The following is a 22942-nucleotide window of genomic DNA, read 5'->3' on the forward strand; positions in this document are numbered from 1 at the left end:
TTCACGCCCGCTGATATTTTTCCGTCAGACACCAGTGCAGATGGTTCCGTACGGCAGGCCATTCTGCGGCCGTGACACTGTAGACACAGGTATCCCGCAGGGAGCCATCAGCCAGCCGCTGATGGCAGCGTAACACTCCGTCCAGCTTTGCACCCAGCCGTTCAATGGCCCGGCGGCTGCGCTGGTTGAGCACATGGGTACGGAACTCCACAGCCAGACAGTCCAGCACGTCAAACGCGTAAGACAGAAGGAGCTTTTTGGCTTCGGTATTAACAGCTGTTCTCTGCACGCTGGCCGCATACCATGTAGAGCCAATTTCCACGCGTGGTCCGGCTCTATCAATATTCATAAAGGTCGTCATGCCGACAATCCGGTTTTCAGGCAGGCTGACGACGGCATAGGGGAGCATGGTGCCGCGTTTTTGCAGGTCAAGCCGCCGCTCAATATCAGCCTGCATGGCTTCAGGCCGGGGCACGGAAGTGCACCAGACCTTCCACGGCTCGCCATCCTGCACAGCGCGTTGCAGAGCTTCAAGATGCGACAGGGACAATGGCACAAGCTGAACATGCTGACCGGTCAAAGTGACCGGCGCTTCAGGGAAGGCACGTTTCGTCGTCATAAACAGGAGTCTTTCAGGAGGGCCTCAGCCCTCCTTTGCCGCACCTCGGCGGGCTTCAACGTCTTTCTTCATCGCGGCCTGAACTTTTTCAAAAGCCCGGACTTCAATCTGGCGCACCCGCTCACGCGAGATACCATACTGAAGAGCCAGATCTTCCAGCGTAGACGGCTCGTCCGTCAGGCGGCGTTCCGTAAAGATATGCCGCTCCCGCTCATTCAGCGTGTTCATGGCGTTGGCAAGCAGGGCTTTACGGCCAGACAGTTCCTCGTTTTCCGCGTAGGTTTCTTCCTGATTGACCTGATCATCCACCAGACGATCCTGCCATTCATTATCCTGATCAGCCCGCATCGGCGCGTTCAGGCTGTGGTCAGGTGCGGCCATGCGGCGGTTCATGTTCACCACATCCTGCTCGGACACACCAAGCGTGGTGGCAATTTTGTTCACCTGCTCCGGCTGAAGATCCCCGTCATCAATCGCCTGCATCTGCCCTTTCAGGCGGCGGAGATTGAAGAACAGTTTTTTCTGGGCAGCCGTGGTGCCCATTTTTACCAGAGACCAGCTATGCAGGATGTATTCCTGAATAGCCGCACGGATCCACCACATGGCGTATGTCGCCAGACGGAAGCCCTTGTCCGGGTCAAACCGGCGGACGGCCTGCATCATGCCGATATTGCCCTCGCTGATGAGTTCATTCACCGGAAGGCCATACCCCCGGTAACCCATGGCGATTTTTGCGACCAGCCGCAGGTGAGACGTCACCAGTTTGTGCGCGGCCTTTACATCGCCCTCATCCTTCCACAAATGGGAAAGACGGAGTTCTTCTTCCGGGGTGAGAATGGGGTATTTGCGGATATCCTGAAAATACCTTGAAAGATTGTTTTCAGGACCAACATTGATGACAGATGAGACCATGACTGAGCACTCCTCTTAACTGGAAAGCTCCCTGCAACACTTCAGGTTCCGTTAAAATCTGATGTGCGTTGCGCAGAATTAGGCGAGTTTCCGGCTAATAAGCAGATAAGGATTTATGTCTTCCTCCATCGCCCCCCGAATGGGCAGCACGAGGGAAGAAACATCCGTTCCGGCAGCCCTGCGGGCATTTCAGAAGGGATGATGACGGTGCGCCGGAAAGACCGTTCTGTCAAGAAAATCCGGGAAAACCGCCGTTCATCCTCTGTATAACAGGGATTGAACTCCCATGTGGACGAACAGACTCGGAACCGGACAGAAAGAGCTGACACGCCTCATAGAACGCAGCCTTCCGCACAGGGTTCCGTAACAGTCAGATGATCATCACTTTCCCCGGTGTCAGACCCAGACTCTCCCCCAGCGCCAGCATGTCTTCAGGCATGGGAGCCTCAAACGCCATCTGCTCCCCGGTGCGGGGGTGCGTAAACCCCAGACGCGCCGCATGGAGCGCCTGACGGGGGAAATCCAGCGCGGCAGCCCGTGCGGTAGGCGGAAGCCCTTTGGCCGCGGCCGGAATACGCCGCAGATAAACCGGGTCTCCAATAAGCGGATGGTTATTGGCAGAAAAATGGACGCGGATCTGGTGGGTCCGGCCTGTTGCCAGACGGCATTGCACCAGCGCAGCCCCCATCTCAAACGCCTGCAACGTGCGATAGCGGGTCAGCGCCCATTTCCCGCCGTGGGTCACAATGGTCATGCGTTTACGGTCACGCTTATCCCGCCCGATATCCCCTTCATACTCCCCTTCCGCAGGCTGCGGGCAGCCCCAGCAAAAGGCGAGATAGGCCCGGTCTATCCGCCGGGCTGCAAAATCGGCCGACAGGGCCAGATGCGCCTGCTCGGTTTTGGCGGCAACCATCAGTCCAGACGTATCTTTATCCAGCCGGTGCACGATGCCGGGGCGGCGTTCCCCGCCAATGCCTTTCAGACTTTCCCCGCAATGGGCGATCAGCCCGTTTACCAACGTACCCGTCTCATTCCCCGGCGCAGGATGCACGACAAGACCGGCGGGTTTGTTGAGCACAATCAGGTCCGCGTCTTCATAGAGCACATCAAACGCCACGCGCTCCCCTTCCGGCACGGCGGGTGCGGCGGCCGGGATGGTCAGCCCATAAGTCACTCCGGCCCGCACGGTCTCTGCTGGCTCTGTAATGGGCTTCCCGTTGCCGGTCAGATGCCCCTCTTCAATCAGCGCCTTGACGCGTGAGCGGGACAACGTGCCGGACTGTGCAGCAACAAAGCGGTCAACCCGGTCTCCGGCCTGTTCCTCCGTTGCGATAAACACCATAGAGGACCCTGCATCCGTCCCGGCAGGCATTGAATCGGGCGTAGGCGTGCCGGTTTGCGTCAAAATTCCACACTTCCTGAAAACACAGAGGGACCGCGCGAGTAAAAACCTTTTATCCCGCGCCTCGTCAAGAACAGCGCCTGCGGTCCCGGCCTGTTACGGCAAAATGGAGCTTGACCCGTATCCCCGCCGCGCGCCAAGCTGCGTTTGCCTAAAAAGACAGCGATGCAGGTATGGTGATAACCTGCGGTCTCTCTGAGACAGTCACGCCTGAACGGGAGACTTCCGTTCCTGACCATGGCCGGACACCGTGAGAGGGTTTTCTCCCGCGTGTGGTCGGTTGTGGCTGGCTGGATGCCTGTCTCCACGGTCGATCTGTGTCCGTTGCACGCACAACGGAAAGGCACGATGATGAAACTGAATCATATTAATCTTTACAGCCATGATGTCCTCGCTGATCAGGCACTCTTTGAACGATATTTCGGGCTGCAAACTCTGGTCGTCCGGGGCGATAAAATGGTGATCATGCAGGATGACGCCGGGCTCGTGCTGATCTTAAATCATTTTGAGAAGCGGCTGGGTGGCTTCGTCTATCCTGAGGACTTCGACACTCTGCATATCGGCTTCATCCAGCCATCCCGTGACGTGGTGGATGACCTTTATGCCCGTCTGTGTGCGGAGGGATGGGAGCTTCAGCCCCCGCGCAATTTCCACGGTGCCTGGGCTTTCTATCTGAAAGCAAAAGGCGGCTATTTTATTGAGGTGGCGACGGAGACGCTCGTCAAACCTCAGGAACGTTATCAGGGTGCTTTGTCCTGACTCTTCTCTCTTTCCCCTGACCAGAGGAAACGCCTCCTGCCTGTGCTCCACTACGCAGGCAGGAGGGCAACGCGTTGCCCGGTCTCCGGACCTAGTGAAGCCACCGCCGATAGCCGCCATGCAACAGGCCTGATAGACTGGGGGCATGGCAGACACCCGGCAATCCAACCTTCATTCGACAGCCATCACCTATATGGCGCGCTGGCATCTGACGGGCGATGGCACACCGATTGACACTGCAACATCCTGTCTGCTCCCAGTGACCTGCAAAGGTTTGCCGGCCATGTTGAAAGTAACATCTGACCCGGATGAACTGCGGGGCAATCACATCATGACACTGTGGGATGGACACGGTGCGGCCGCAGTGATGGAGCATGATCACTCTGCGCTGCTTCTTGAAAGAGCAGTAAATGGCCGCACACTCGCAGACATCGTTTACGCGGGATCGGACGATGATGCGACGCGACACCTCTCCAACACAGCGAAAAATTTGCACGCACTGTCACGCTCACACTGGAAAGGTCTGCGCCCTCTTGAAAGCTGGTTTTCCGCGTTGCTCACTCCATCGTGCGACAGACCAGACTGGCTTAAAAACTGTGCTCTTCAAGCGCAAAATCTGCTCAGTACCCCACAGGAGCAGATTGCTCTGCACGGAGACCTCCATCACGGCAATATTCTTGACTTTGGCGCACGAGGCTGGCTTGCAATCGACCCAAAAGGCCTTCTGGGCGAACGCACAGCCGATTTTGCAGCCTTATTCCTGAACCCGGACCTTGCAGACCCGAAGCGTCCATACGCCACGGTGCCACACAGATTTGAAAATCGCGTCAGGCTGGTCAGTTCCTACACAGGGCTTGCACCCGTCAGGCTCCTGCACTGGATACAGGCATGGAGCGGCCTGTCGGCAGTCTGGTTTATGGAAGCCGGGCTTGCTCCCAATACGCAGCGGACTGTCGTACATCTGGCCGGTGAAGCCCTCCGTTAAAAAGCACCTCCGCTCCCCGAACATCTTGATCTTTCCACCATCTCGCGGGCCTCGACATTCGGCAAAAGCCGGACATATTATTACCAAAACGATACGAGGTTCAGGGATGGGGTCTTTCGGTGCGCTCATTATGGGATTTTTTGGAGCGCTCTTCGCTTCCATGACCCTGCACTGGCAGTTTGGCAAACACGGCCTGATGCTTGCCACGCCCTTTCTCATTTTCGGACTCATCGGCCTTTTTGCGGCTTATGCCATCCGCCAGCCCGGTGAGGGAATTGTCCCCTCAGAGCGCGGTAGCAGGGCCATAAGATGGAGCAGCATTGGTGAGGGCATCGGGCTTTTTCTTGCTGCCAACATCCTTATAAACCTGCACCATCCCGAGCTTCTTCTACCTGTCATGGCGCTTATCGTCGGGCTGCATTTTCTGCCCATTGCCTATGCCGCGCCGTTCTCAGCATTTTATGTTTTAGGCGGCGCACTGATTGTCTTCGGGCTGATCGGGCTTGTTATACCCGCACCTTCCGGCGGTATGCTTTCTGGTTTTGCTTCCGCGTGCGGGCTCTGGATCGCCTCAGCCCTCGCAATCCGCAGAGACCTACACTTCAAGCGGGAAAACCCGCCCGTCGCACGCCCTTCCGCCTAAGCGGATGGGCAGGTGGATCTTTCGCCCTTACCCCGCAAGCCCCACCAGACCTTGCTGAAAGTTTGATCATCCCCAAACGGGTGCTAGAAAGAAGCACACGCCTGATCTCCTTCATGTAGCCCCGGCCTGATACAAGGCCGTTGCCGGACGCACTTTTGAAGTCATGACCGTTCCCAGCCCTCCCGGCCAGCTACCCCCTCCCGCCACGGTCTCTCCTGCACAGATCAGAGCGGCCTATCAGGCTTTGCTGGCACGGCGGCTGACACTTCTGGCTCTTCTGGGCGGGGCTATTCTGGTCTCGGTCCTGCTGGATTTTTCTCTGGGTCCGGCCGGGCTTTCTCCCGCACAACTCCTCCACACGCTGCTTCACCCGTCCACAGTGTCGGATAGTCAGCGGATTATTGTCTGGCAGATCCGCCTGCCTTATGCGCTGATGGCGGTCTGTGTCGGGGCGGCTCTTGGGCTTTCCGGGGCAGAAATGCAGACCATTCTGGCCAACCCGCTGGCCAGCCCGTTTACGCTTGGTGTCTCGGCGGCCGCAGCGTTCGGCGCGTCTCTTGCACTTGTGCTGGGGCTACATCTTCCCGGCCTGCCGGATAGCTGGCTGATTGCCGGCAACGCATTTATCTGCGCCGTTGGCTCTGTCTTTCTGCTTGATCTGGTAGGCCACCTGCGTCAGGCCCGCACCAGCACGGTCGTTTTATTTGGCATTGCGCTGGTTTTTACGTTTCAGGCGCTCGTATCCCTCATGCAGTTTATGGCCAGTGAGGACGCTTTGCAGGAGCTGGTTTTCTGGACCATGGGCAGCCTGACGCGCACCTCATGGCCCAAGCTCGGGTTACTCGCAGCGCTCGGGGCTCTGGTCGTGCCGTTTTCTTTCCGGGCAGCATGGAGCCTGACCACTCTGCGCATGGGGGAGGAACGCGCCGCCAGTCTGGGCGTCCATGTGGCGCGGGTGCGCCGCTGGTCCTTGCTGCGGGTCAGTCTGCTGTCAGCTCTTGCCGTCTCCTTTGTCGGGATTATCGGGTTTGTCGGGCTGGTGGCCCCGCATATTGCCCGCAGACTACTGGGGGAAGACCATCGGTTTTACCTGCCGGGCAGTATGCTGGCGGGGGCCCTCATTCTCTCACTGTCCTCCGTTACGGCGCGTGTGCTGATTCCGGGCGTCATTATTCCTACAGGGATTGTCACGGCCCTCGTCGGCATTCCGTTTTTCCTCAGCATTGTGCTGCGCCAGCGTGATTTGTCATGAAGGGCTCTGCACCCTCTGTAACGGGCCTTACCGCAACGCACCTCACGGTACGGTATGGGAAGCACACCGTGCTGGAGAATGTGACGGCTGGCCCGTTCCCACCCGGCAGGGTCTGTGCGCTGCTTGGACCAAATGGCAGCGGCAAATCGACCCTGATGCGCGCCGTCGCCGGGCTGATTCCTTCCTCCGCCAGCGTCACGCTGAACGGGGCAGACCTGTCCCGCATGACGCTGACAGACCGCACTGCCCGCTGCCTCTATCTGCCTCAGGCGCTGCCAGCGTCTGTGCATCTGCCCGTGCTGGAAGCCCTGATTGCAGCGCGCCAGACCTCAGGCCACGCACGATTTTCCCCATCCTCCGGCGTGCAGGACGCTGATGCCGTTCAGGCCGCGCTGGACAGTCTCTCGCTTTTTGGCATCCCGCATCTCGCCATGCAGAGCATGGATGAACTTTCAGGAGGGCAACGACAACTGGTAGGGCTGGCGCAGGCGCTCAGCCGAAAGCCGGAAGCCCTCCTGCTGGATGAACCGCTCAGCGCGCTGGACCTGCACCACCAGTTTGCGGTGATGGATATTCTCCGCAGGGAAACAGCCGCCCACCAGCTTGTCACGGTGCTGGTGCTGCATGACCTGAATATTGCACTCAATATGACGGACGCGGTGACGATCCTGCACCAGGGGCAAATTATCGCCTCCGGGCCGCCTGCCACTGTCCTGACGCCGGACCTGCTGCGCGATGTTTATCGCGTGCAGGCGCGTGTGGAAGCAGGCGCGGATGGCCGGAAGTTCGTCAGTGTAGACGGGATTGTCTGAGCAGAGTCACCTGCCCATATCAGGTGCCGCAAAACGTATAACGCACCCGTTCAGCAGCCTGTGCCGGGCGGGCATACGCCTCCATCCCCGGCTGGTGCTCATAGGGGTGGGTGCACACGGCAAGCAGTGCTTCAAACCGGGAGAAATCCTCGTCTTCCACTGCAGCCTTAATCATGGCTTCCACAAGATGATTGCGGGGGATATACGCCGGATTCACACACTGCATCGCCGCAGCACGGTCTGAGGCCGGTTGCGCCTCCTCCTCCGCCAGACGCTGCCGCCAGCGTGCCAGCCATGGGCCGAAGGCTGACAGAAGTTCAGGCACGCCCTCTCCGCTCACCGCGCCCTCAGAACTCAGAGCACGGAATGTCTGGGTGAAATCCGCCTGCGCCTCCTGCATGGTTTCCAGCAGGCTGCGGAACAGAGCGGTATCGTCCGGCCGGTCCGTTTTCAGCCCCAGCTTTGCGCGCAGGCCTGCCAGATAGGTTGCCTGAAAGCGCGGCTCAAACGTCGCCAGAGCCTGTTGGGCCACAGGAACAGCCTGCTCTTCATCCTCAGCGAGCAGCGGCAAAAGCGCTTCCGCCAGCCGCGTGAGGTTCCACAACGCCATACTCGGCTGGTTGCCGTAGGCGTAGCGGCCCCGTTCATCAATAAAACTGAACACGGTTGTCGGGTCATACTGTTCCATAAAGGCGCAGGGACCGTAATCAATCGTCTCGCCAGAAACAGCCATGTTATCGGTATTCATCACGCCATGAATAAAGCCCTTGAGCATCCACTGCGCGACCAGATCCGCCTGCGCAGCAATCACCCGTTCCAGCAGCGCCAGATACGGGGCCGACGCATGCGCTGCGTCAGGGTAATGGCGGGCAATGGCGTAATCGGCCAGTGTGCGCAGCCCGGCTCGATCCTGCCGGGCCGCAAAAAACTGGAATGTGCCAACCCGGATGTGGCTGGACGCCACGCGGGCAATCACCGCACCCGGCAAAGGTGTTTCCCGCATCACCTGCTCACCGGTGACAACCGCCGCCAGCGCACGGGTTGTCGGCACACCCAGAGCGGCCATGGCCTCGCTCACCACATATTCCCGCAGCACCGGCCCCAGAGCAGCCCGCCCGTCCCCCCGGCGGGAATAGGCCGTGCGGCCTGAGCCTTTAAGCTGGATTTCCCTCACCTGACCGCTGCTATCCGTCACATCCCCCAGCAACAACGCCCGTCCATCGCCCAGCCGCGGCACAAACTGGCCGAACTGATGCCCGGCATAGGCCAGTGCAAGCGGGTGCACGCCCTCTGGCATGGCAGAGCCGGAGAGCATGGCCACACCCTCCGGTCCGGCAAGCCAGCCAGCATCCAGCCCCAGAGACTGCGCCAGCGGCACATTCAGTTTGACAAGCCGGGGGGCTGCGACCGGCGTAAGAGCCACGGAGGCATGGAACGGCTCCGGCAACTGGCCGTACGTCTGGCGGAGGGAAAAGGAGGTCATGCAAAGGCCCTTCTGTTATCACAGCCAGTCAGGAATGATCCGGGTCTCACAGGCAGAAAACCGCCAGACCATCTGGAGAACGCAGATATGGGGACACCTGCCCCGCTCTGGCAACACACTTATGATCATGTTATTTAACCCCACCCTTGCAACAAACGCTGTCAATGCAGGCAAAGACAGACTGCACAGCAGGCCGCGGAGACGCCAGACCTTATGAGCACCCCTACCAGAACCGCTTTCCAGATTACGCCAAAAGCCGACCGGGTTCCCGCTGCTGAGCGCGCGGAGCTGCTTGCCAGCCCCGGTTTTGGCCGCGTCTTTTCCGAGCATATGGCTGTTGTAACCTATACGGAAGGCAAGGGCTGGCACACACCGCAGATCCTGCCGCGCCAGCCGCTGACGCTGGACCCCGCCGCGTCTGTGCTGCACTACGCGCAGGAAATTTTTGAAGGCATGAAGGCCTACCGCGCCCCCAATGGTGAGGCCCTGCTGTTCCGCCCGGATGCCAATGCCCGCCGCTTCCGCCACTCCGCGGAACGTATGGCCATGGCGCAGCTTCCGGAAGACCTGTTTCTGGATGCCGTGACCCAGCTTGTCACCATCGACAAAGACTGGATTCCGGCGGCAGACGTCGGCACGCTGTATATCCGCCCGTTCATGATCGCGACGGAAGCCGCTCTGGGTGTGAAACCTGCTGCTGAATTCAAATTTCTGGTCATCGCCTGCGCCGCCGGAGAATATTTCTCCAAAGACGCCGGCCCGGTGAGCGTGTGGGTGGAAGAACGCACAGTGCGCGCCTCCCGCGGTGGCACGGGTGAAGCCAAATGCGGTGGCAACTACGCCGCAAGCCTGACGGCCCAGATGGAAGCCAAGGAACACGGCTGCCACCAGGTACTCTTCCTTGACGCCATTGAACGCAAATGGATTGAGGAAATGGGCGGCATGAACATTGTGATGGTGTTTGATGACGGCACCATCCTCACCCCCCCGCTGGAAGGCACCATTCTGCGCGGCATTACGCGGGATTCCCTGCTGACACTGGCGCGGGACAAAGGCCTGACGGTGCGTGAAGAACCCTACGCCATTGACCAGCTCTATGCCGACGCAAAATCTGGCCACCTGAAAGAAGTTTTTGCCTGTGGCACCGCAGCGGTTGTCACCCCCATCGGCACCCTGAAAAGTGCGGAAGGTACCTGCATCATTAACGGCGGCAAAACTGGGGAAGTCACCACCGCCCTGCGCAAAGCTCTTTGCGATATCCAGTATGGCCGCGTAGATGATGCTCACGGTTGGGTAAAACGGGTTTCCTGATTTTCCCTAACTTCTGACTACCCTTTTCATAATCCCGCCCGGCATGTTTGTCCGGGCGGGATTTTTTGTGTCTGCTCATATTTTAAGATCATTCGGGCATCGGGCATCGGGCATCGGGCATCGGGCATCGGGCATCAAAAAACTTCTGCAACGCCGCTAACGCTATTCCTTTATGCCGCCGAAGTGCGGCAATTCGCCGAATCGTGTAAAGCACGCTTTACATTCCGTTCTCCAATCCAGTATATGTAAAGCAGACTTTACATCCACACGAGAATTGAGAGAGGCCATGAAGCGCTACCTGATAGAACTGGCTTTATGTATTACTCTGTATGTGTGCGCCTGCATGGCCGCAGCATGGCTACGAGCCAATCTGGCCATCAGTCCGGCATGGCAGCCTGTTATTGCTTTGCTCCCTATGATACCGGGCGCCTGCTTTCTGCTGATTATCATGCGATATTTCCGCCGCATTGATGAACTTGAAAGAAGAATACAGGCGGAAAGCTTAATGTTTTCCTTTTCAGGAACTGCCATTATCACGTTTTCCTACGGCTTTTTAGAAACCGCAGGATTTGCAAGACTTTCCATGTTCTGCGTGTGGCCTGTTATGGCGATACTCTGGTCTATCGGATATTTTGTATCTAAGCAGCGCTACCAATGAAAAACCAGATACGCGAACTGCGTTTAAAGCATAATTTGTCGCAGCAGGACTTAGGGGAGCGCATTGGTGTCAGTCGTCAGACAATCAATTCGATTGAAGCTGAGCGATATGACCCCAGCCTGCCGTTAGCTTTTAAAATTTCCAAATTCTTCAACCTGCCCATAGAAGAAATATTTTACTCCTGAAATCTGTGGGCACTCTTTTTTTTAACGTGCGCCGCTTGCTAAAATTAAATACCGGCGGCGCACCCTGTCTTGGTTCTGGCCTTTTCTGACGGCATCACACGGAATGGTGCAGAGCGACACTCAGATGTGGGCTTGCATGTCCCAATATGGCGCAAGATACCTCTTTTTCGGTCCATCATTCCCGTTGCAATTGCCCCGGTGACTTTCCCATCATGCAGCGCACCAGCAGCTTGCAATGAGAAAACACCATGAAAGACCGTATCCGTAATGAAGCGTTTTCCGCACGTCTCACCAGTGCGGAAAATGCTGCAACCCTGATCCACCATAACGACGTTGTAGCGACCAGCGGTTTTACAGGCGCAGGCTACCCCAAAGCGGTACCGGAGGCCCTGTCCAGACGCATTACGGCTGCTCATGCTGCAGGAAAGGAGTTTTCCATACGTCTGTTAACCGGAGCGTCAACCGGCCCGCAACTGGACGGCGCTCTGGCGCAGGCAAACGGGATCGCCTTTCGGTCGCCTTACAATGGGGACAGCACGCTACGCGGGCGCATCAATGAGGGCAGCACCCTTTATCTCGACACCCATCTGGGGCAGGTGGCGCAGAAGGCACGGCAGGGTCAGTATGGAAAACTGAATGTTGCCATTATCGAAGCCCTCGGCGTAACACCCGAAGGGCATCTTATTCTCAGCTCTTCCGTTGGTAACAGCCCGACATGGGCACAGCTGGCCGATAAGATCATTGTAGAAATCAACACATGGCAGAACCCTGAACTGGCCGGTATTCATGATATCTGGCCGCATGTCCGTATGCCCCCCAACACACACTCCATCCCCCTTAGCCATCCGGGGGACCGTATTGGCAGCGGCACACTCCCTATTGATCTTGACCGGCTTGCCGCTGTTGTCATCACCGATGAGCCAGATCGCAATGCGCCTTTTGCAGAACCGGATGAAAATGCCCGAAAAATTGCAGGCCATGTTCTTGATTTTCTGCATCATGAAGTCAGACAGGGCCGCCTCCCCCCTTCTCTGCTCCCGCTGCAAAGTGGTGTAGGCAATATTGCCAATGCTGTTCTGGAAGGCCTCAACGCCAGTCAGTTTGAGAATCTTACCGGCTTTAGCGAAGTCATTCAGGATGGCATGCTGTCCATGCTTGAAAGCGGGCGCATGACCGTCGCCTCTGCATCTTCTTTCTCCCTCAGCCCGGAAGCCGCCCAGAGGATCAATGAAAAAGCAGCGTTCTTCCGTGAGAAAATCATCCTCAGGCAACAGGAAATCAGTAACAGCCCCGAGCTGATACGCCGTCTGGGCATTATTGCCATGAACGGCATGATTGAGGCGGATATCTACGGGAATGTAAATTCAACCTGCGTCATGGGCTCACGTATCCAGAATGGTATTGGGGGATCAGGAGACTTTGCGCGGAATGCCTTCCTGTCCATCTTCGTCTCCCCTTCCAGTGCAAAAGGCGGTAAAATTTCAGCTTTTGTTCCTATGGTTCCGCATACTGATCATATTTTACAGGACGTTCAGATTATCGTCTCGGAACAGGGGCTGGCAGATCTGCGTGGGCTGGCACCGGCAGAACGAGCGCGGGAAATTATTAAAAACTGCGCCCACCCTGATTTTCGCCCACTGCTGAAAGATTATTTTGAAGAGGCCCGTAAACACTCCTTCGGGCAGCATATTCCGCACCATCTTCCTTCCGCTCTTGCATGGCATCAGCGTTATATAGAAACAGGACGTATGGCGGGCTGACCGCCCCTGCAAGGAGTGTGCATGACGGAACTTCTGGTTGTTTTTGTTATCAATCACAATGTGCAGTTAATGGATATTGCTGGCCCGGCAGATGTTTTTGCCGAGGCCAACACCCTGCACGGTCAGCCGGTTTATCGTTGCGTTATCGCTGCACCCCAGAAATCCATCCGGAGTTCATGCGGGTTTGTTGTGCAGGCTGACTACTGCCTGAAAGACCTCAACACCCTCTCCATCGACACACTTCTGGTTGCGGGCGCTCCGGATGCAGCACACAGCCTGCCCGCGCCAGATTTTATTCAATGGCTTTGTGATACTGCGCCACAGGCACGACGCTTTGGGTCAATTTGTGGCGGCGTGTTTGCGCTGGCCGCCACGGGGCTCCTGAACAACAGAACCATTACAACACACTGGGCTGATGTTGAGCCCGTCCGGCAACGCTTTCCCGCCATCACGGTCAATGCAGATTCCATTGTGGAAGAAGATGGCCCGGTGCGCACTGCTGCCGGGGTTTCTTCCGGGCTGGATCTGGCGCTTGCTCTGGTCAGGGAAGATCTTGGGGAAAAGATTGCACGGGATGTCGCTCGGCAGCTTATTCTCTTTTACAAACGGCCCGGCGGCCAGAGGCAATATAGCCGGCAAAAAGAACTCTCTCCCGCCGGACGGTCCGCTCTGCAATCCCTGCAAAGGCAGATTATGGACCATCCTTCGGCCCAGTACAGTGTGGATACCATGGCAGAGATGATGCAACTGGAACGCCGACAATTAACCCGGCTTTTTGCTCAGGAAACAGGTCTGTCACCCGCACAATGGGTCGAACAGACCCGGCTGGCAATCGCACGCCGCCTTCTGGAAAGCGGCCGAAGCCCCCTCAAAATTATTGCTGCGGAGGCCGGATTTGGGGCTGTCAGAACCTTGCGCCGTGCTTTCCAGCGCCATCTTGGCATTACACCTGTTGAATATCGAAAACGCTTTGGGCCAAGCCTTTAATGCAAAAGGGCCTCATGCCGTGCGTTCCAGATAAATCATTGCCTCACAATAGCGCACCACATGCTGCGTCAGGTCTCTGATGATGTTACTTTTGAGCCTCGGAAACACCCAGTACAAGTCAACATCCATAAAAGGATCAGGCCCCAGAGGCAGTAATCGCCCCTGCGTTATGAAGGTCTGCGCAAGAGAGAGCGGCTGTAATCCCCACCCTGCCCCTGCCAGTATAAAATCAAGAAACCCCTGAGTAGACGGGATGTAATGGACAGATGGCGGCAAAGACGCCCCCTGCGTTCTCTGAAGCCAGCGGCTTTGCAAGCCATCATGCCTGTCAAAGCAGATACAGGGTGCTGCCTGAAAAGACTGTGGCGTGTAGCCGCCTGAAAAAAACCGTTCCACAAAATCCGGGCTGGCGCAGGCCACATACCGCATTTGACCAAGCCTGAGCACTTTGCAACCGATAACCGGGTCAGTCTCGGCTGTAATGGCGGCCATAACCTCCCCTGAACGCAGTCGGTCTGCTGTCTGGCTTTCGTCTTCCACAGACAGTTGCAGAAAAACACCTGTCTTCTGGGTGAAAGACGCCATTGCATCTGGAAACCACGTGGCAAGACTATCCGCATTCACGGCAATTTTCAAAATGACCGGCTGTGGGCTTTCCGCTCCTGTTCCATCGGATCTATGCGGAAGATCTGCTTCCAGCAGACGCACCTTATCAACATGCGCGCACAATGCGCGCCCCAGTTCCGTCGGCTGACAGGGGCTGCCCCTGATGATCAGTAAGGAACCAAGGCGCTCCTCATAGCTTCGCACACGCTGGGACACGGCTGAGGCAGTCAGGCCCAGACCCCGCGCGGCCCCTTCAAACGAGCCTTCCCGCACAACGGCACTGACAACAGTAAGAGCGGCATAATCCAGCATGATTAAGTTTTTCTTTATTCCCCTTAGAAAAACAAGTTTTCTTTGCTGATCTGACTTCGGTATGACGCCACCATGATTTCCTACCTTCTGCCCTTCTGTGCGGGCTTTGCCCTGTCTGCGTCTCTGATTGTGGCCATCGGCGCACAAAATCTGTTTGTTCTGCGGCAGGGCGTGAAGAAAGAATATGTCGGACCCATAGTCCTGTTTTGCGGACTCTCCGACGCTCTTCTGATTACGGCAGGCGTAAGTGGAATGGGCACTTTCCTGAAGGCTGTTCCCGGCCTTTCCACAGGCTTTGCTCTGGCCGGAACCCTGTTTCTGGCATGGTATGGCGTAAAATCGCTGCAACGGGCCCTCCAACAGGCCAGACGTCAGGACAGTATGACCATCTCACAGGCGCCATCCGCACCCTTAGGGAAAGCGCTTGCAGCCGTTGCAGCCTTTACCTGGTTAAACCCGCATGTGTATCTGGATACCGTCTTATTGATGGGAACAGCCTCCACCACACAGCCTGTCCCACTCCGGCCCTTTTTTGCAGCCGGAGCAGCCTCTGCCAGTTTTCTGTGGTTTGCCGCACTGGGATATGGTGCCCGCCTGCTCCAGCCCGTTTTTGCCAGACCCCGGGCATGGCAGATACTGGATCTGCTGATCGGGTGCATCATGCTCCTGCTGGCTGCGCTTCTGTTCTGGCAGAGTATTTTACATATATCCTGAAAATAAAAGGTTCCCTCTGCAAAGTTACCACTTGTTTTTATAAGACGTAACGGTCTGTAATTTATGCCAGACGATGCCATAAATACCCAGAGAGCAGCCTCCAACTCTCACGCATTTTCAGCACAGTCACACTCCGTGTGTTCACTCTTTGGTCGTCTTAAACAAATCCTAAACGCCCTTCAGATATTCTGCCGCGACAGGTAAGATAACTGAGCAGTAAGCGGAGTGCGGATGACCATTGTGATCATGACCGTGGGGACGGAAGGAGATATCCGACCTCATATTGCTCTGGGTGCAGGGCTGACAGCAGAGGGGCATGCGGTGCGTCTCGCGGCGGATCCGGACTTCGCGCCAGCCATCAGGCAGGCCGGACTGGAGTTTGCCCCCTTAACAGCAGATTTTGCGGGCATGATGCGCGCGCATCCACAGGCACTGGACGGGCGGAGCGGTGCTGCGGCGGCCCGCGTAGTGGTGGAAGAAACACGACGTATGGCGCAGTTCTGGCCGGAACAGGGTCTGGCCGCCGCCCGGAATGCTCGTTTGTTTATCGGGTCTGGCAATGTCACCCTTCTTGCGGCCAGTCTGGCAGAACGTGCGGGTGTGCCCTTTGTGCAAACACAACTCCAGCCACTGGATGCCAGCCGGGCTTTGCCGCCGGTCTGGTTCCGCCCGCATCCGTTGCCCGGCGCGGCAAACCTCCTGCTCCACGCAGCATTAAGGCAGACCGCATGGGTGCTGACGCGCTCCATTGCCAATTCCGTGCGTCAGTCTCTCGGGCTTTCTCCCTATGGTCTGCGTGGACCATGGCATAATCCCCACGCAACAGGCGGTCGTATTCTCTACGGGTTCAGTCAGCATGTTGTGCCGCGTCAGCCGGAATGGCCTGCACGGATTGCCATGCCGGGCTACTTTGTTACCCCCCCGGCAGCAGAGTATCAGCCCCCCTCTGACCTTGCTGCATTTTTAAAAGCGGGAGAAAAACCCGTCTATATTGGCTTTGGGAGTATGTTAAGCGCCGAAGCCGAGCGCCTTGCTGACCTCGTGCGGGATGCTGCGCGGATCAGTGGTCTGCGCGTGCTTGTCAGTAGCGGGTGGTCCAACCTACGGCGTTTTCTGGACAATACGCCAGACCTGCATGTGATCGACACGATCCCGCATGAATGGTTATTCCGGCAGGTCCGTCTGGCTGTGCATCACTGTGGCGCTGGCACGTCTGCCGCCGCAGTCCGGGCCGGTATTCCAACCGTCCCTGTGCCTTTCGTGGGGGATCAGTTTTTCTGGGGCTGGCAGTTAGGGCGTATTGGCGTCGCAACCCGGACGCAGGACATGCGGACTCTCACCGGACAGCAGCTTGCAGAGGCCATGCAACAGGCCACTCACCCGACCATGACGGACGCCGCCCGGACGCTCGGCCAGAAGGTCCGTGCGGAAAATGGCGTGGTGCGCGCCATTAGTCAGATGAAGGACTGGGGGTTGATTTAGTTGCCTTCATAATCGGCCTGTTTTCAAAAACCATGATAGACTGGGTCACGTCATGAGCATGGTCACTGTCCAGCATGGAGGCATGTGTACTGTTCAGGTCCTGCACGCTCAGTTTCCCGCCCAGATAGGACTGCCAGATAGCAGGATCATCCCTGACTAACCCGGCACCGCGCTGCGTGGCCCGGAAAAAGAGCATGTCCGCGTTCAGCCGCTCCGGGATCCATGCCCGCATGAGCTGAAGATTTTGCCGCACGACAGAACGGAATTGTGCGCAGAGCACCTCGACGTCCCCAAACTCCGCCGGAATTGTCAGGCCACTCTGGAGCATATCTTCCACCACCCTGTCTGCCAGGTTTTCCAGCGTATCAGGCTGGTTTTCAGGAAAATCCATCCCGAGCATAGGAATAGCCTGCGCTATCAGGTCTTCGTCCGTCATGTGGGCAGAAGAGGGGTTCCCTTCCGAAAGAAGGGGATAGGAATCCAGCATGACAAGGCTGACTCTCTCCTCCCCTTCCGCATGCAGGAGGGAGGTCAGGGCATACGCCACCAGCCCGCCCATTGACCACCCGACAAGCGTATAGGGCCCCTCTGGCTGCACGGCGCGGATCTGTTCAAGATAAATCGCAGCCAGATCCTGCATGGTTCGGGGCGCATACTCACCCAGCATCAACCCTGCATCCTGCAAAGCATAAACCGGCCTGTTTTCCGGGAAAAACGGGACTAACGTCGCAAAACTGAGGGAAACCCCCAGAATGGGATGGATGCAGAAGATTGGCCGCCCTGCCCCCTCCGCGCTGGCCGCCAGACGCAGAGGCAGAAGCGTTTCCAGCAGGATCGTCTCCTCTGGCTGGACCTGATGCAGCAGCGGTGCCAGCCGTGCAATGGTTGGCGCACCGAAAAGTGCTGAAACCGGCACCTCATACCCCCGCTCGGCAAGGGCTGTCACAACATGCACAGCACTCAGACTATCGCCTCCAAGATCAAAAAAATTATCGTTCAGACCGATGGTTTTAACCCCAAGAGCCTCAGACCATATTTCCGTCAGAAGGTGTTCTTCGGCTGTTTCCGGATGGCCACCCACAGCAGGACATTCATCAGCCACCGGTGCTGGCAATGCTTTACGGTCCAGCTTGCCGGAGGCCGTCAGCGGCAGATTTTCAACCATGACAAAGCAGGACGGCACCATCTGCGCAGGCAGCAGACTTTGCAAAAAATCCCGCACATTCGTCATGACGTTGTCCGCAACGCCATTTTCCCACGCTCCTTTTTCCTGCTCTGCGGCAACAAGATAAGCCGTCAGAACCGGCCCGTGAGACCGCTCCCACACACGGATGGCCGCCTGTGCAATACCGGGCAGTTGCAGGAGTGCGGCTTCAATTTCCGCAGGCTCTGCCCGCACACCGCGGATTTTAATCTGCCCGTCCGTGCGCCCCAGCACCGTGAGGGTGCCATCGGGCTGCCGGACAGCACGGTCCCCCGTCAGATACAGCCGGGCACCGGTACGTGTGGTAAACGGATCTGCTTTAAAAACACGTTTTGTTAAATCAGACTGGCGTAAATAACCCGATGCCACGCCATCGCCCCCAATGGCAAGCTGCCCCGGCATACCGGGCGCCATCAGGCCTCCTGCTGCATTGAGACAGTAAAACTGTGTATTGGCCAGCGGCCTGCCTGCGGGGATTAACGCGCCTTCCCGGCAATCCTGTTCCGTGACCTCATGGAAGCTGGACCAGATGGTGGTTTCCGTCGGCCCATACACGTTATACACCGCCCGCGCGCTGGCTAGCAGTTGCCCCGCAAGCGCGTTGGATAGCGGTTCACCCCCTGACAGAACACGCACCTTGCGCAGACTGGCATCCTGCCCGGCCCCCACCAGCATCTGCCATAAGGTCGGTGTCGCCTGCATGATGGTGACATGATAACGCTGAAGGACTGCGGCCATTAACGCGGGGTCCATGACTGTTTCCCGCCGCGCAATCAGCAGTCTGGCGCCTGCTTTAAGCGGCAACAGCAGTTCCAGAATGGAAATATCAAAAGTGACGGACGTTACGGAAAGCCAGCACTCCTCTGCGCCAAAAGACAAAACCTCCTGCATGCCACACAGCAGATTGGTCAGGCTATGCCAGGAAATAATAACGCCCTTAGGGGCTCCGGTACTGCCGGATGTGTAAATCACATACGCCGTTCCGTGCGGCACAATAGCCGCCCTCGCCTCTTTTGGCTGACCGTGCTGGCTCGCGGGCAACCCCTCAGGCGTCAGCCCCAGTGAGGCCGCACCGTCCGGCAAACCTGTTGGCAGAACGTCTTCTGTCAGAAACAGTGCAGGGCTGGCGTTTGCAATAATGGTCGCATTGCGCTCCCGTGGGCCTTTGATATCCAGCGAAAGCCATGCCGCCCCCACCGAGGCAACAGCCAGCATACCAATGATCTGCCGCCGGTCCCGCGGGACCATCAGCGCAAGAACATCGCCAGCCCCGAGCCCCAGTTCCCGCAACCTGTCAGCCAGATGCTGCACCGCGAGAGAAAGCTCTATAAAGGAGACAGTCCCCAGAGCATCTACAACAGCAGGCGCATGTGGCGTGCTTGCGGCATAGCGGGCGAGATCACGCATGCAATCCTGCCTGCCCCAGCGCCGGACGGTATCGGCTTCATCCACCAGCAAGGACGTATATTCAGAGTCCAGCAACACAGGATACGCCCCAAGCTCCTGCTCCGGGTCTTTCAGCACCGCCTCTATCATGCGCACGAGGCGCGCCAGATGCCGCTCCAGATCCGCCTCTCCATACAAATCCGGGTTGGCATAAAATGCGAGGGAGAGACCCTGACCATCCTGCCGGTCGAACACAAAAATCGTCAGGTCTTCCATCGCGCCATTGCTCAGGTTCCGGTTCCGTGCCGGGTGGCCGCCAAAGGAGAAATGGTAATCAAAGGGTTCAATATTGATACCCAGCCGTGACAGATGCGCCTGAGTATCGTGAAACCCAAGAATGCGCCGGAGATCTTCATACCGAAAGCCCTGATGCCGGAGCGCACCGCGCATAGCCCGGCGGACCTGTGTAACCAGACTGGGAAAATCCTGTTCCAAACCAAGGCCAAAACGCAACACCACGGCGTTAGCCGCCATGCCGGGCACGCGCCGCATTTCCCGGTCCGTCCGCCCCGTAACGGGCATCCCGATGGTAAGATCCTCTTGCCCGGTAATACGAAACAAATAGAGGGTAAGCAGCGCTGTCAGCATCTGGGGCAGCGTGGCACCAGCCTGCTTACCCACCTGCTCCATCTGCGCTGCCATAGCAGAAGGAATGGTCCAGTTGCGGGTGATGAACCCCAGTTTTCTGCCTTGCGCGGAAACCTGTTCTGCACTTTGCAATGATGAGGACAGTGTTGCTGCCGGAGGCGGGTCCTGTAACGTCTGCTGCCAGTAACCCAGATCGGCCTCCCGCCGTGGGCTGTCCCGATAGGCTGCCTCCTGTGCCACAAGCTGAGAGAGGGGAAGAAACGGCGAGAGCGAGAGCGCGGGCGCGCGGCCTTCCACCAGTGCGGAATAGAGTTCCGCCACGCGCGCCACAACCAGCCCGCCAGAAAACCCGTCCATTGCAATATGATGACAGCAATGAAACCAGACAAACCGCTCTGCTGAAAGTTTAAGAAGAGCTGAATACCAGAGCGGATCTTTTTCCAGATCAACCGGAGCCATGACGCGCTGCATCATCCACTCCTGCGCGCTGCCGTGGGGGTCTGGCTGGTCTGCAAAATCCACAAAGGGTAAGGGGCAGCGCAGGTCAGGAAGCACAACCTGCTCGGGGCTACGGGCCCCCATGCGGATACTGACCCGCGTTGTCTCGGCCTCCTGCGCCACCTGCACCAGTGCCTGCCGGAACAGGGCGGGATTGACCGGCCCGTGGATTTCTATTGCCTCGGCAACATTAAACGTCCCCTCCTGCCGCCGCAAAAGACAGCCCATCCAGACGCCACGCTGGGCGGTGGTTAATGGTAGCGGAATTCCAGACACGTTTTTGCCTCACACAATCAGACCGGATGTGCAGAAAGTTGCGGGCAGAGGTTACAGTCAGAACCCTTTGCTTTGCGTTAACAGAACGATACTAATTTTTAAGATAGGGTACGAATGAATTTTCGATCAACCACTACCTTGCAATAACCAGTTCCATTCTGTATTGAATAGCTATCGACAGCTAGCAGCGAGTCGCCTGCTCCCGGCACACCGCACGGAACAGACGCTTGCAGAATAGGAAAAGCCGTGGAACCCAACCTCGTTCAGTTCAAGAAAGGCGTGCTGGAACTCTGTGTTCTTGCCCTTCTCTCCAGGGCGGACTCATACGGTTATGATATTGCCAGCCGCCTGTCTGACGCCATTGAAATGGGGGAAGGCACCATTTATCCGCTCATGCGGCGGATGCAGAAAGATGGCCTTGTTTCAACCTATTTTGTGGAATCCCCCTCAGGACCGCCCCGCAAATACTACACACTGACAGAAAATGGTCGCCAGAGCCTGAACAGCCAGCGCACGGCATGGACCGCATTTACAAAAGCCGTGCACGCCATTCTGGGGGCTGATGACACAGCCCACGCCACGACTCCCGAAACCTCCCACTCCCCCGCCACCACTCTGACGGTGCAGAAAACCGTAAGGAACACACAGGCATGAACAGCAGACAGATGTTCCTTAACCAGCTACGCGCAGGATTGAAAGGCCTGCCCCGTTCTGTTGTTGAGGATATTCTCGCCGAATATACCGCGCATTTTGATGAAGGCCGCGCAGCAGGCCGCTCTGAGTCCGACATTGCGGCCGCACTGGGGGACCCGGCCCGGCTGGCGCGGGAAGTCCGGGCGGAAACCGGCATCCGCCGGTGGGAGGACGAACGTAATCTGAGCAATGCGCTGGGCGCGATTATAGGGATTCTGGGGCTCGTGGCGCTGGATCTTCTTGTCGTGTGGCCTGTGCTTCTGACTATCGCCTCGGTTGATCTTGCGTTTTTTGTCGTGGGAATCTGTGTCTGTCTGGCCGGCAGCCTCCTGCTCCCGCTTGCTCTGATCAACATGATCCCCGGCTTTGAGGGAGACTGGTTTCAGGGCGTGCTGATCACCCTCGGTATGGCCAGTGGCGGCGCGTCTCTGATGGCGCTGTGCGCACTGTTTACCATCGGCTCCATCAATCTGCTTGTGCGGTATGGCCGTGCCCATTTCCGCCTGCTGGCCCGCGCCAACCCCTCCTGATGTGTCTGTTATAAGGAATTTCTCTCATGATCCGTGGCCTTACAATGATCGCACTGGGGGGCGCAGCCCTCTCCGCCCTGTGCTTTGGCACCGCAGCCTCTCGCGGGCCGGTCGTTCTGTGGAACAAAGACATTACGTTTACGGATGTAAGCGTATCCTCCACTCCTGAGAAAACCCGCACGATTGACTGGCAGGGCAGCAACCACCTGACCCTCAATCTCCCGGCCCGTATTATTTATAAACAGGGAGACAAGCCGGGCATTATTGTCAGCGGGTCAGAAAGACTGGTGGACCGTGTCACGCTTCAGGACAACACGCTGGACCTTGCAAAAAGCCCGCATAGCGCGTGGCACAACAGTTCCCTGACCATCACGATAACGGCTCCGGCCCTGAACACTATTGTTCTGAATGGCTTTGGGTCTCTTGATTTACAGGACTACCAGCAGCCGCATCTTGACCTCACCATTAATGGGGCCGCCAGTGTAAAAGCCCATGGCCACACGGACAGCCTCAAACTGAACATTGACGGTGCGGCCTCGGTCACTCTGTCTGACCTCACATTGTCTGACCTTGATGTGTCTATGAATGGAGCAGGGTCTGTCAAAGCCGGACCGACAGGGCGTGTCAAAATCTCTATTGACGGAGCAGGCTCGGTCAAACTGACCAGCACGCCGCAGTCTTTGACACAGCAGATTGACGGGATCGGCTCTGTCTCTCTCCCGCATGATACGGCAAAGCCAGCCCCCACGACAAAGATTCCTCAGACGGAGAAGGACGATGATGAGGACGACGGGAAGGATTTGTCTTTCTGATCTAATCCAC

General features: G+C 57.5%; 21 protein-coding genes. 15 read left to right on the plus strand and 6 right to left on the minus strand.

The genetic code is table 11. From position 1 onward, the window contains the following. Position 1 precedes the first annotated feature (1 nt). The 3 genes from JK199_RS01300 to JK199_RS01310 all read right to left on the minus strand — a co-directional run bounded on the left by JK199_RS01300 (position 2) and on the right by JK199_RS01310 (position 2906). Positions 2–619, minus strand: coding sequence for a GNAT family N-acetyltransferase (locus JK199_RS01300; RefSeq protein ID WP_212373202.1), 618 nt, complete (start codon positions 617–619; stop codon positions 2–4). A 24-nt stretch (positions 620–643) separates the two neighbouring features. Beyond that, complete coding sequence (gene rpoH / locus JK199_RS01305; protein WP_077931217.1) at positions 644–1531, minus strand: RNA polymerase sigma factor RpoH; 888 nt, start codon at positions 1529–1531, stop codon at positions 644–646. 370 nt (positions 1532–1901) lie between these two features. Next, positions 1902–2906: an RluA family pseudouridine synthase gene (locus JK199_RS01310; RefSeq protein WP_212373578.1), complete on the minus strand. Its 1005-nt coding sequence runs from the start codon at positions 2904–2906 to the stop codon at positions 1902–1904. A gap of 378 nt (positions 2907–3284) precedes the next feature. Here JK199_RS01310 and JK199_RS01315 point away from each other — a divergent pair, with 378 nt between their 5' ends. The 5 genes from JK199_RS01315 to JK199_RS01335 all read left to right on the plus strand — a co-directional run bounded on the left by JK199_RS01315 (position 3285) and on the right by JK199_RS01335 (position 7387). Further along, on the plus strand, positions 3285–3695 hold the full coding sequence (locus JK199_RS01315) for a VOC family protein (RefSeq protein ID WP_244984796.1): 411 nt from the start codon (positions 3285–3287) through the stop codon (positions 3693–3695). Between the two features lie 145 nt (positions 3696–3840). Further along, positions 3841–4680: an aminoglycoside phosphotransferase family protein gene (locus JK199_RS01320; protein ID WP_212373204.1), complete on the plus strand. Its 840-nt coding sequence runs from the start codon at positions 3841–3843 to the stop codon at positions 4678–4680. 106 nt (positions 4681–4786) lie between these two features. Continuing rightward, positions 4787–5323, plus strand: a complete 537-nt coding sequence (locus JK199_RS01325) for a hypothetical protein (protein WP_212373206.1) — start codon at positions 4787–4789, stop codon at positions 5321–5323. Between the two features lie 163 nt (positions 5324–5486). Continuing rightward, positions 5487–6575 (plus strand): FecCD family ABC transporter permease, encoded by a 1089-nt coding sequence (locus tag JK199_RS01330; protein WP_212373208.1) that lies wholly within the window; start codon positions 5487–5489, stop codon positions 6573–6575. Further along, on the plus strand, positions 6572–7387 hold the full coding sequence (locus JK199_RS01335; RefSeq protein ID WP_212373210.1) for an ABC transporter ATP-binding protein: 816 nt from the start codon (positions 6572–6574) through the stop codon (positions 7385–7387). Before JK199_RS01330 ends, JK199_RS01335 begins: the two co-directional genes overlap by 4 nt. 19 nt (positions 7388–7406) lie before the next feature. On the opposite strand, the gene JK199_RS01340 is transcribed toward JK199_RS01335, so the two are convergent. After that, a complete protein-coding gene (locus JK199_RS01340; RefSeq protein WP_212373212.1) occupies positions 7407–8870 on the minus strand; it encodes a protein adenylyltransferase SelO in 1464 nt (487 codons plus the stop codon). 213 nt (positions 8871–9083) lie between these two features. On the opposite strand from JK199_RS01340, the gene JK199_RS01345 reads away from it, so the two are divergent. From JK199_RS01345 to JK199_RS01365, 5 genes are all read left to right on the plus strand, one after another. Next, positions 9084–10181, plus strand: coding sequence for a branched-chain amino acid aminotransferase (locus JK199_RS01345; protein WP_212373214.1), 1098 nt, complete (start codon positions 9084–9086; stop codon positions 10179–10181). Between the two features lie 286 nt (positions 10182–10467). Further along, a complete protein-coding gene (locus JK199_RS01350) occupies positions 10468–10839 on the plus strand; it encodes a hypothetical protein (protein WP_212373216.1) in 372 nt (123 codons plus the stop codon). Further along, complete coding sequence (locus JK199_RS01355) at positions 10836–11024, plus strand: helix-turn-helix transcriptional regulator (RefSeq protein WP_025827500.1); 189 nt, start codon at positions 10836–10838, stop codon at positions 11022–11024. The genes JK199_RS01350 and JK199_RS01355 overlap by 4 nt, the downstream gene beginning before the upstream one ends. A 248-nt stretch (positions 11025–11272) precedes the next feature. Beyond that, a complete protein-coding gene (locus JK199_RS01360) occupies positions 11273–12784 on the plus strand; it encodes an acetyl-CoA hydrolase/transferase family protein (protein WP_212373218.1) in 1512 nt (503 codons plus the stop codon). Positions 12785–12805: 21 nt separating this feature from the next. Beyond that, the gene (locus JK199_RS01365) at positions 12806–13771 is read left to right on the plus strand and encodes a GlxA family transcriptional regulator (protein ID WP_212373220.1); all 966 of its coding nucleotides are present in this window, start codon (positions 12806–12808) and stop codon (positions 13769–13771) included. Positions 13772–13783: 12 nt separating this feature from the next. Here JK199_RS01365 and JK199_RS01370 read toward each other — a convergent pair whose 3' ends face one another. Then, complete coding sequence (locus tag JK199_RS01370; protein WP_212373222.1) at positions 13784–14689, minus strand: LysR family transcriptional regulator ArgP; 906 nt, start codon at positions 14687–14689, stop codon at positions 13784–13786. Positions 14690–14761: 72 nt separating this feature from the next. On the opposite strand from JK199_RS01370, the gene JK199_RS01375 reads away from it, so the two are divergent. Together JK199_RS01375 and JK199_RS01380 are read left to right on the plus strand one after the other, a co-directional pair. Next, positions 14762–15403, plus strand: a complete 642-nt coding sequence (locus tag JK199_RS01375) for a LysE/ArgO family amino acid transporter (RefSeq protein ID WP_212373224.1) — start codon at positions 14762–14764, stop codon at positions 15401–15403. A 231-nt stretch (positions 15404–15634) separates the two neighbouring features. Beyond that, positions 15635–16885 carry a glycosyltransferase gene (locus tag JK199_RS01380; protein WP_212373226.1) on the plus strand — a complete coding sequence of 417 codons (1251 nt, stop codon included), beginning with the start codon at positions 15635–15637 and terminating at the stop codon, positions 16883–16885. Here JK199_RS01380 and JK199_RS01385 read toward each other — a convergent pair. Next, positions 16854–20897, minus strand: a complete 4044-nt coding sequence (locus tag JK199_RS01385) for an amino acid adenylation domain-containing protein (RefSeq protein WP_342356268.1) — start codon at positions 20895–20897, stop codon at positions 16854–16856. The genes JK199_RS01380 and JK199_RS01385 overlap by 32 nt on opposite strands. A gap of 246 nt (positions 20898–21143) precedes the next feature. On the opposite strand from JK199_RS01385, the gene JK199_RS01390 reads away from it, so the two are divergent. The 3 genes from JK199_RS01390 to JK199_RS01400 are packed head-to-tail and all read left to right on the plus strand — an operon-like array spanning position 21144 to position 22932. Continuing rightward, a complete protein-coding gene (locus tag JK199_RS01390; protein ID WP_212373228.1) occupies positions 21144–21551 on the plus strand; it encodes a PadR family transcriptional regulator in 408 nt (135 codons plus the stop codon). Next, entirely contained in the window at positions 21548–22120 is a 573-nt protein-coding gene (locus JK199_RS01395; protein WP_212373230.1) for a DUF1700 domain-containing protein, read from the plus strand. The genes JK199_RS01390 and JK199_RS01395 overlap by 4 nt, the downstream gene beginning before the upstream one ends. Positions 22121–22146: 26 nt before the next feature. Continuing rightward, entirely contained in the window at positions 22147–22932 is a 786-nt protein-coding gene (locus JK199_RS01400; protein ID WP_212373238.1) for a GIN domain-containing protein, read from the plus strand. The last annotated feature ends 10 nt before the right edge of the window (positions 22933–22942 follow it).

This window comes from Acetobacter persici (assembly GCF_018256955.1).
GTDB lineage: Bacteria > Pseudomonadota > Alphaproteobacteria > Acetobacterales > Acetobacteraceae > Acetobacter > Acetobacter persici.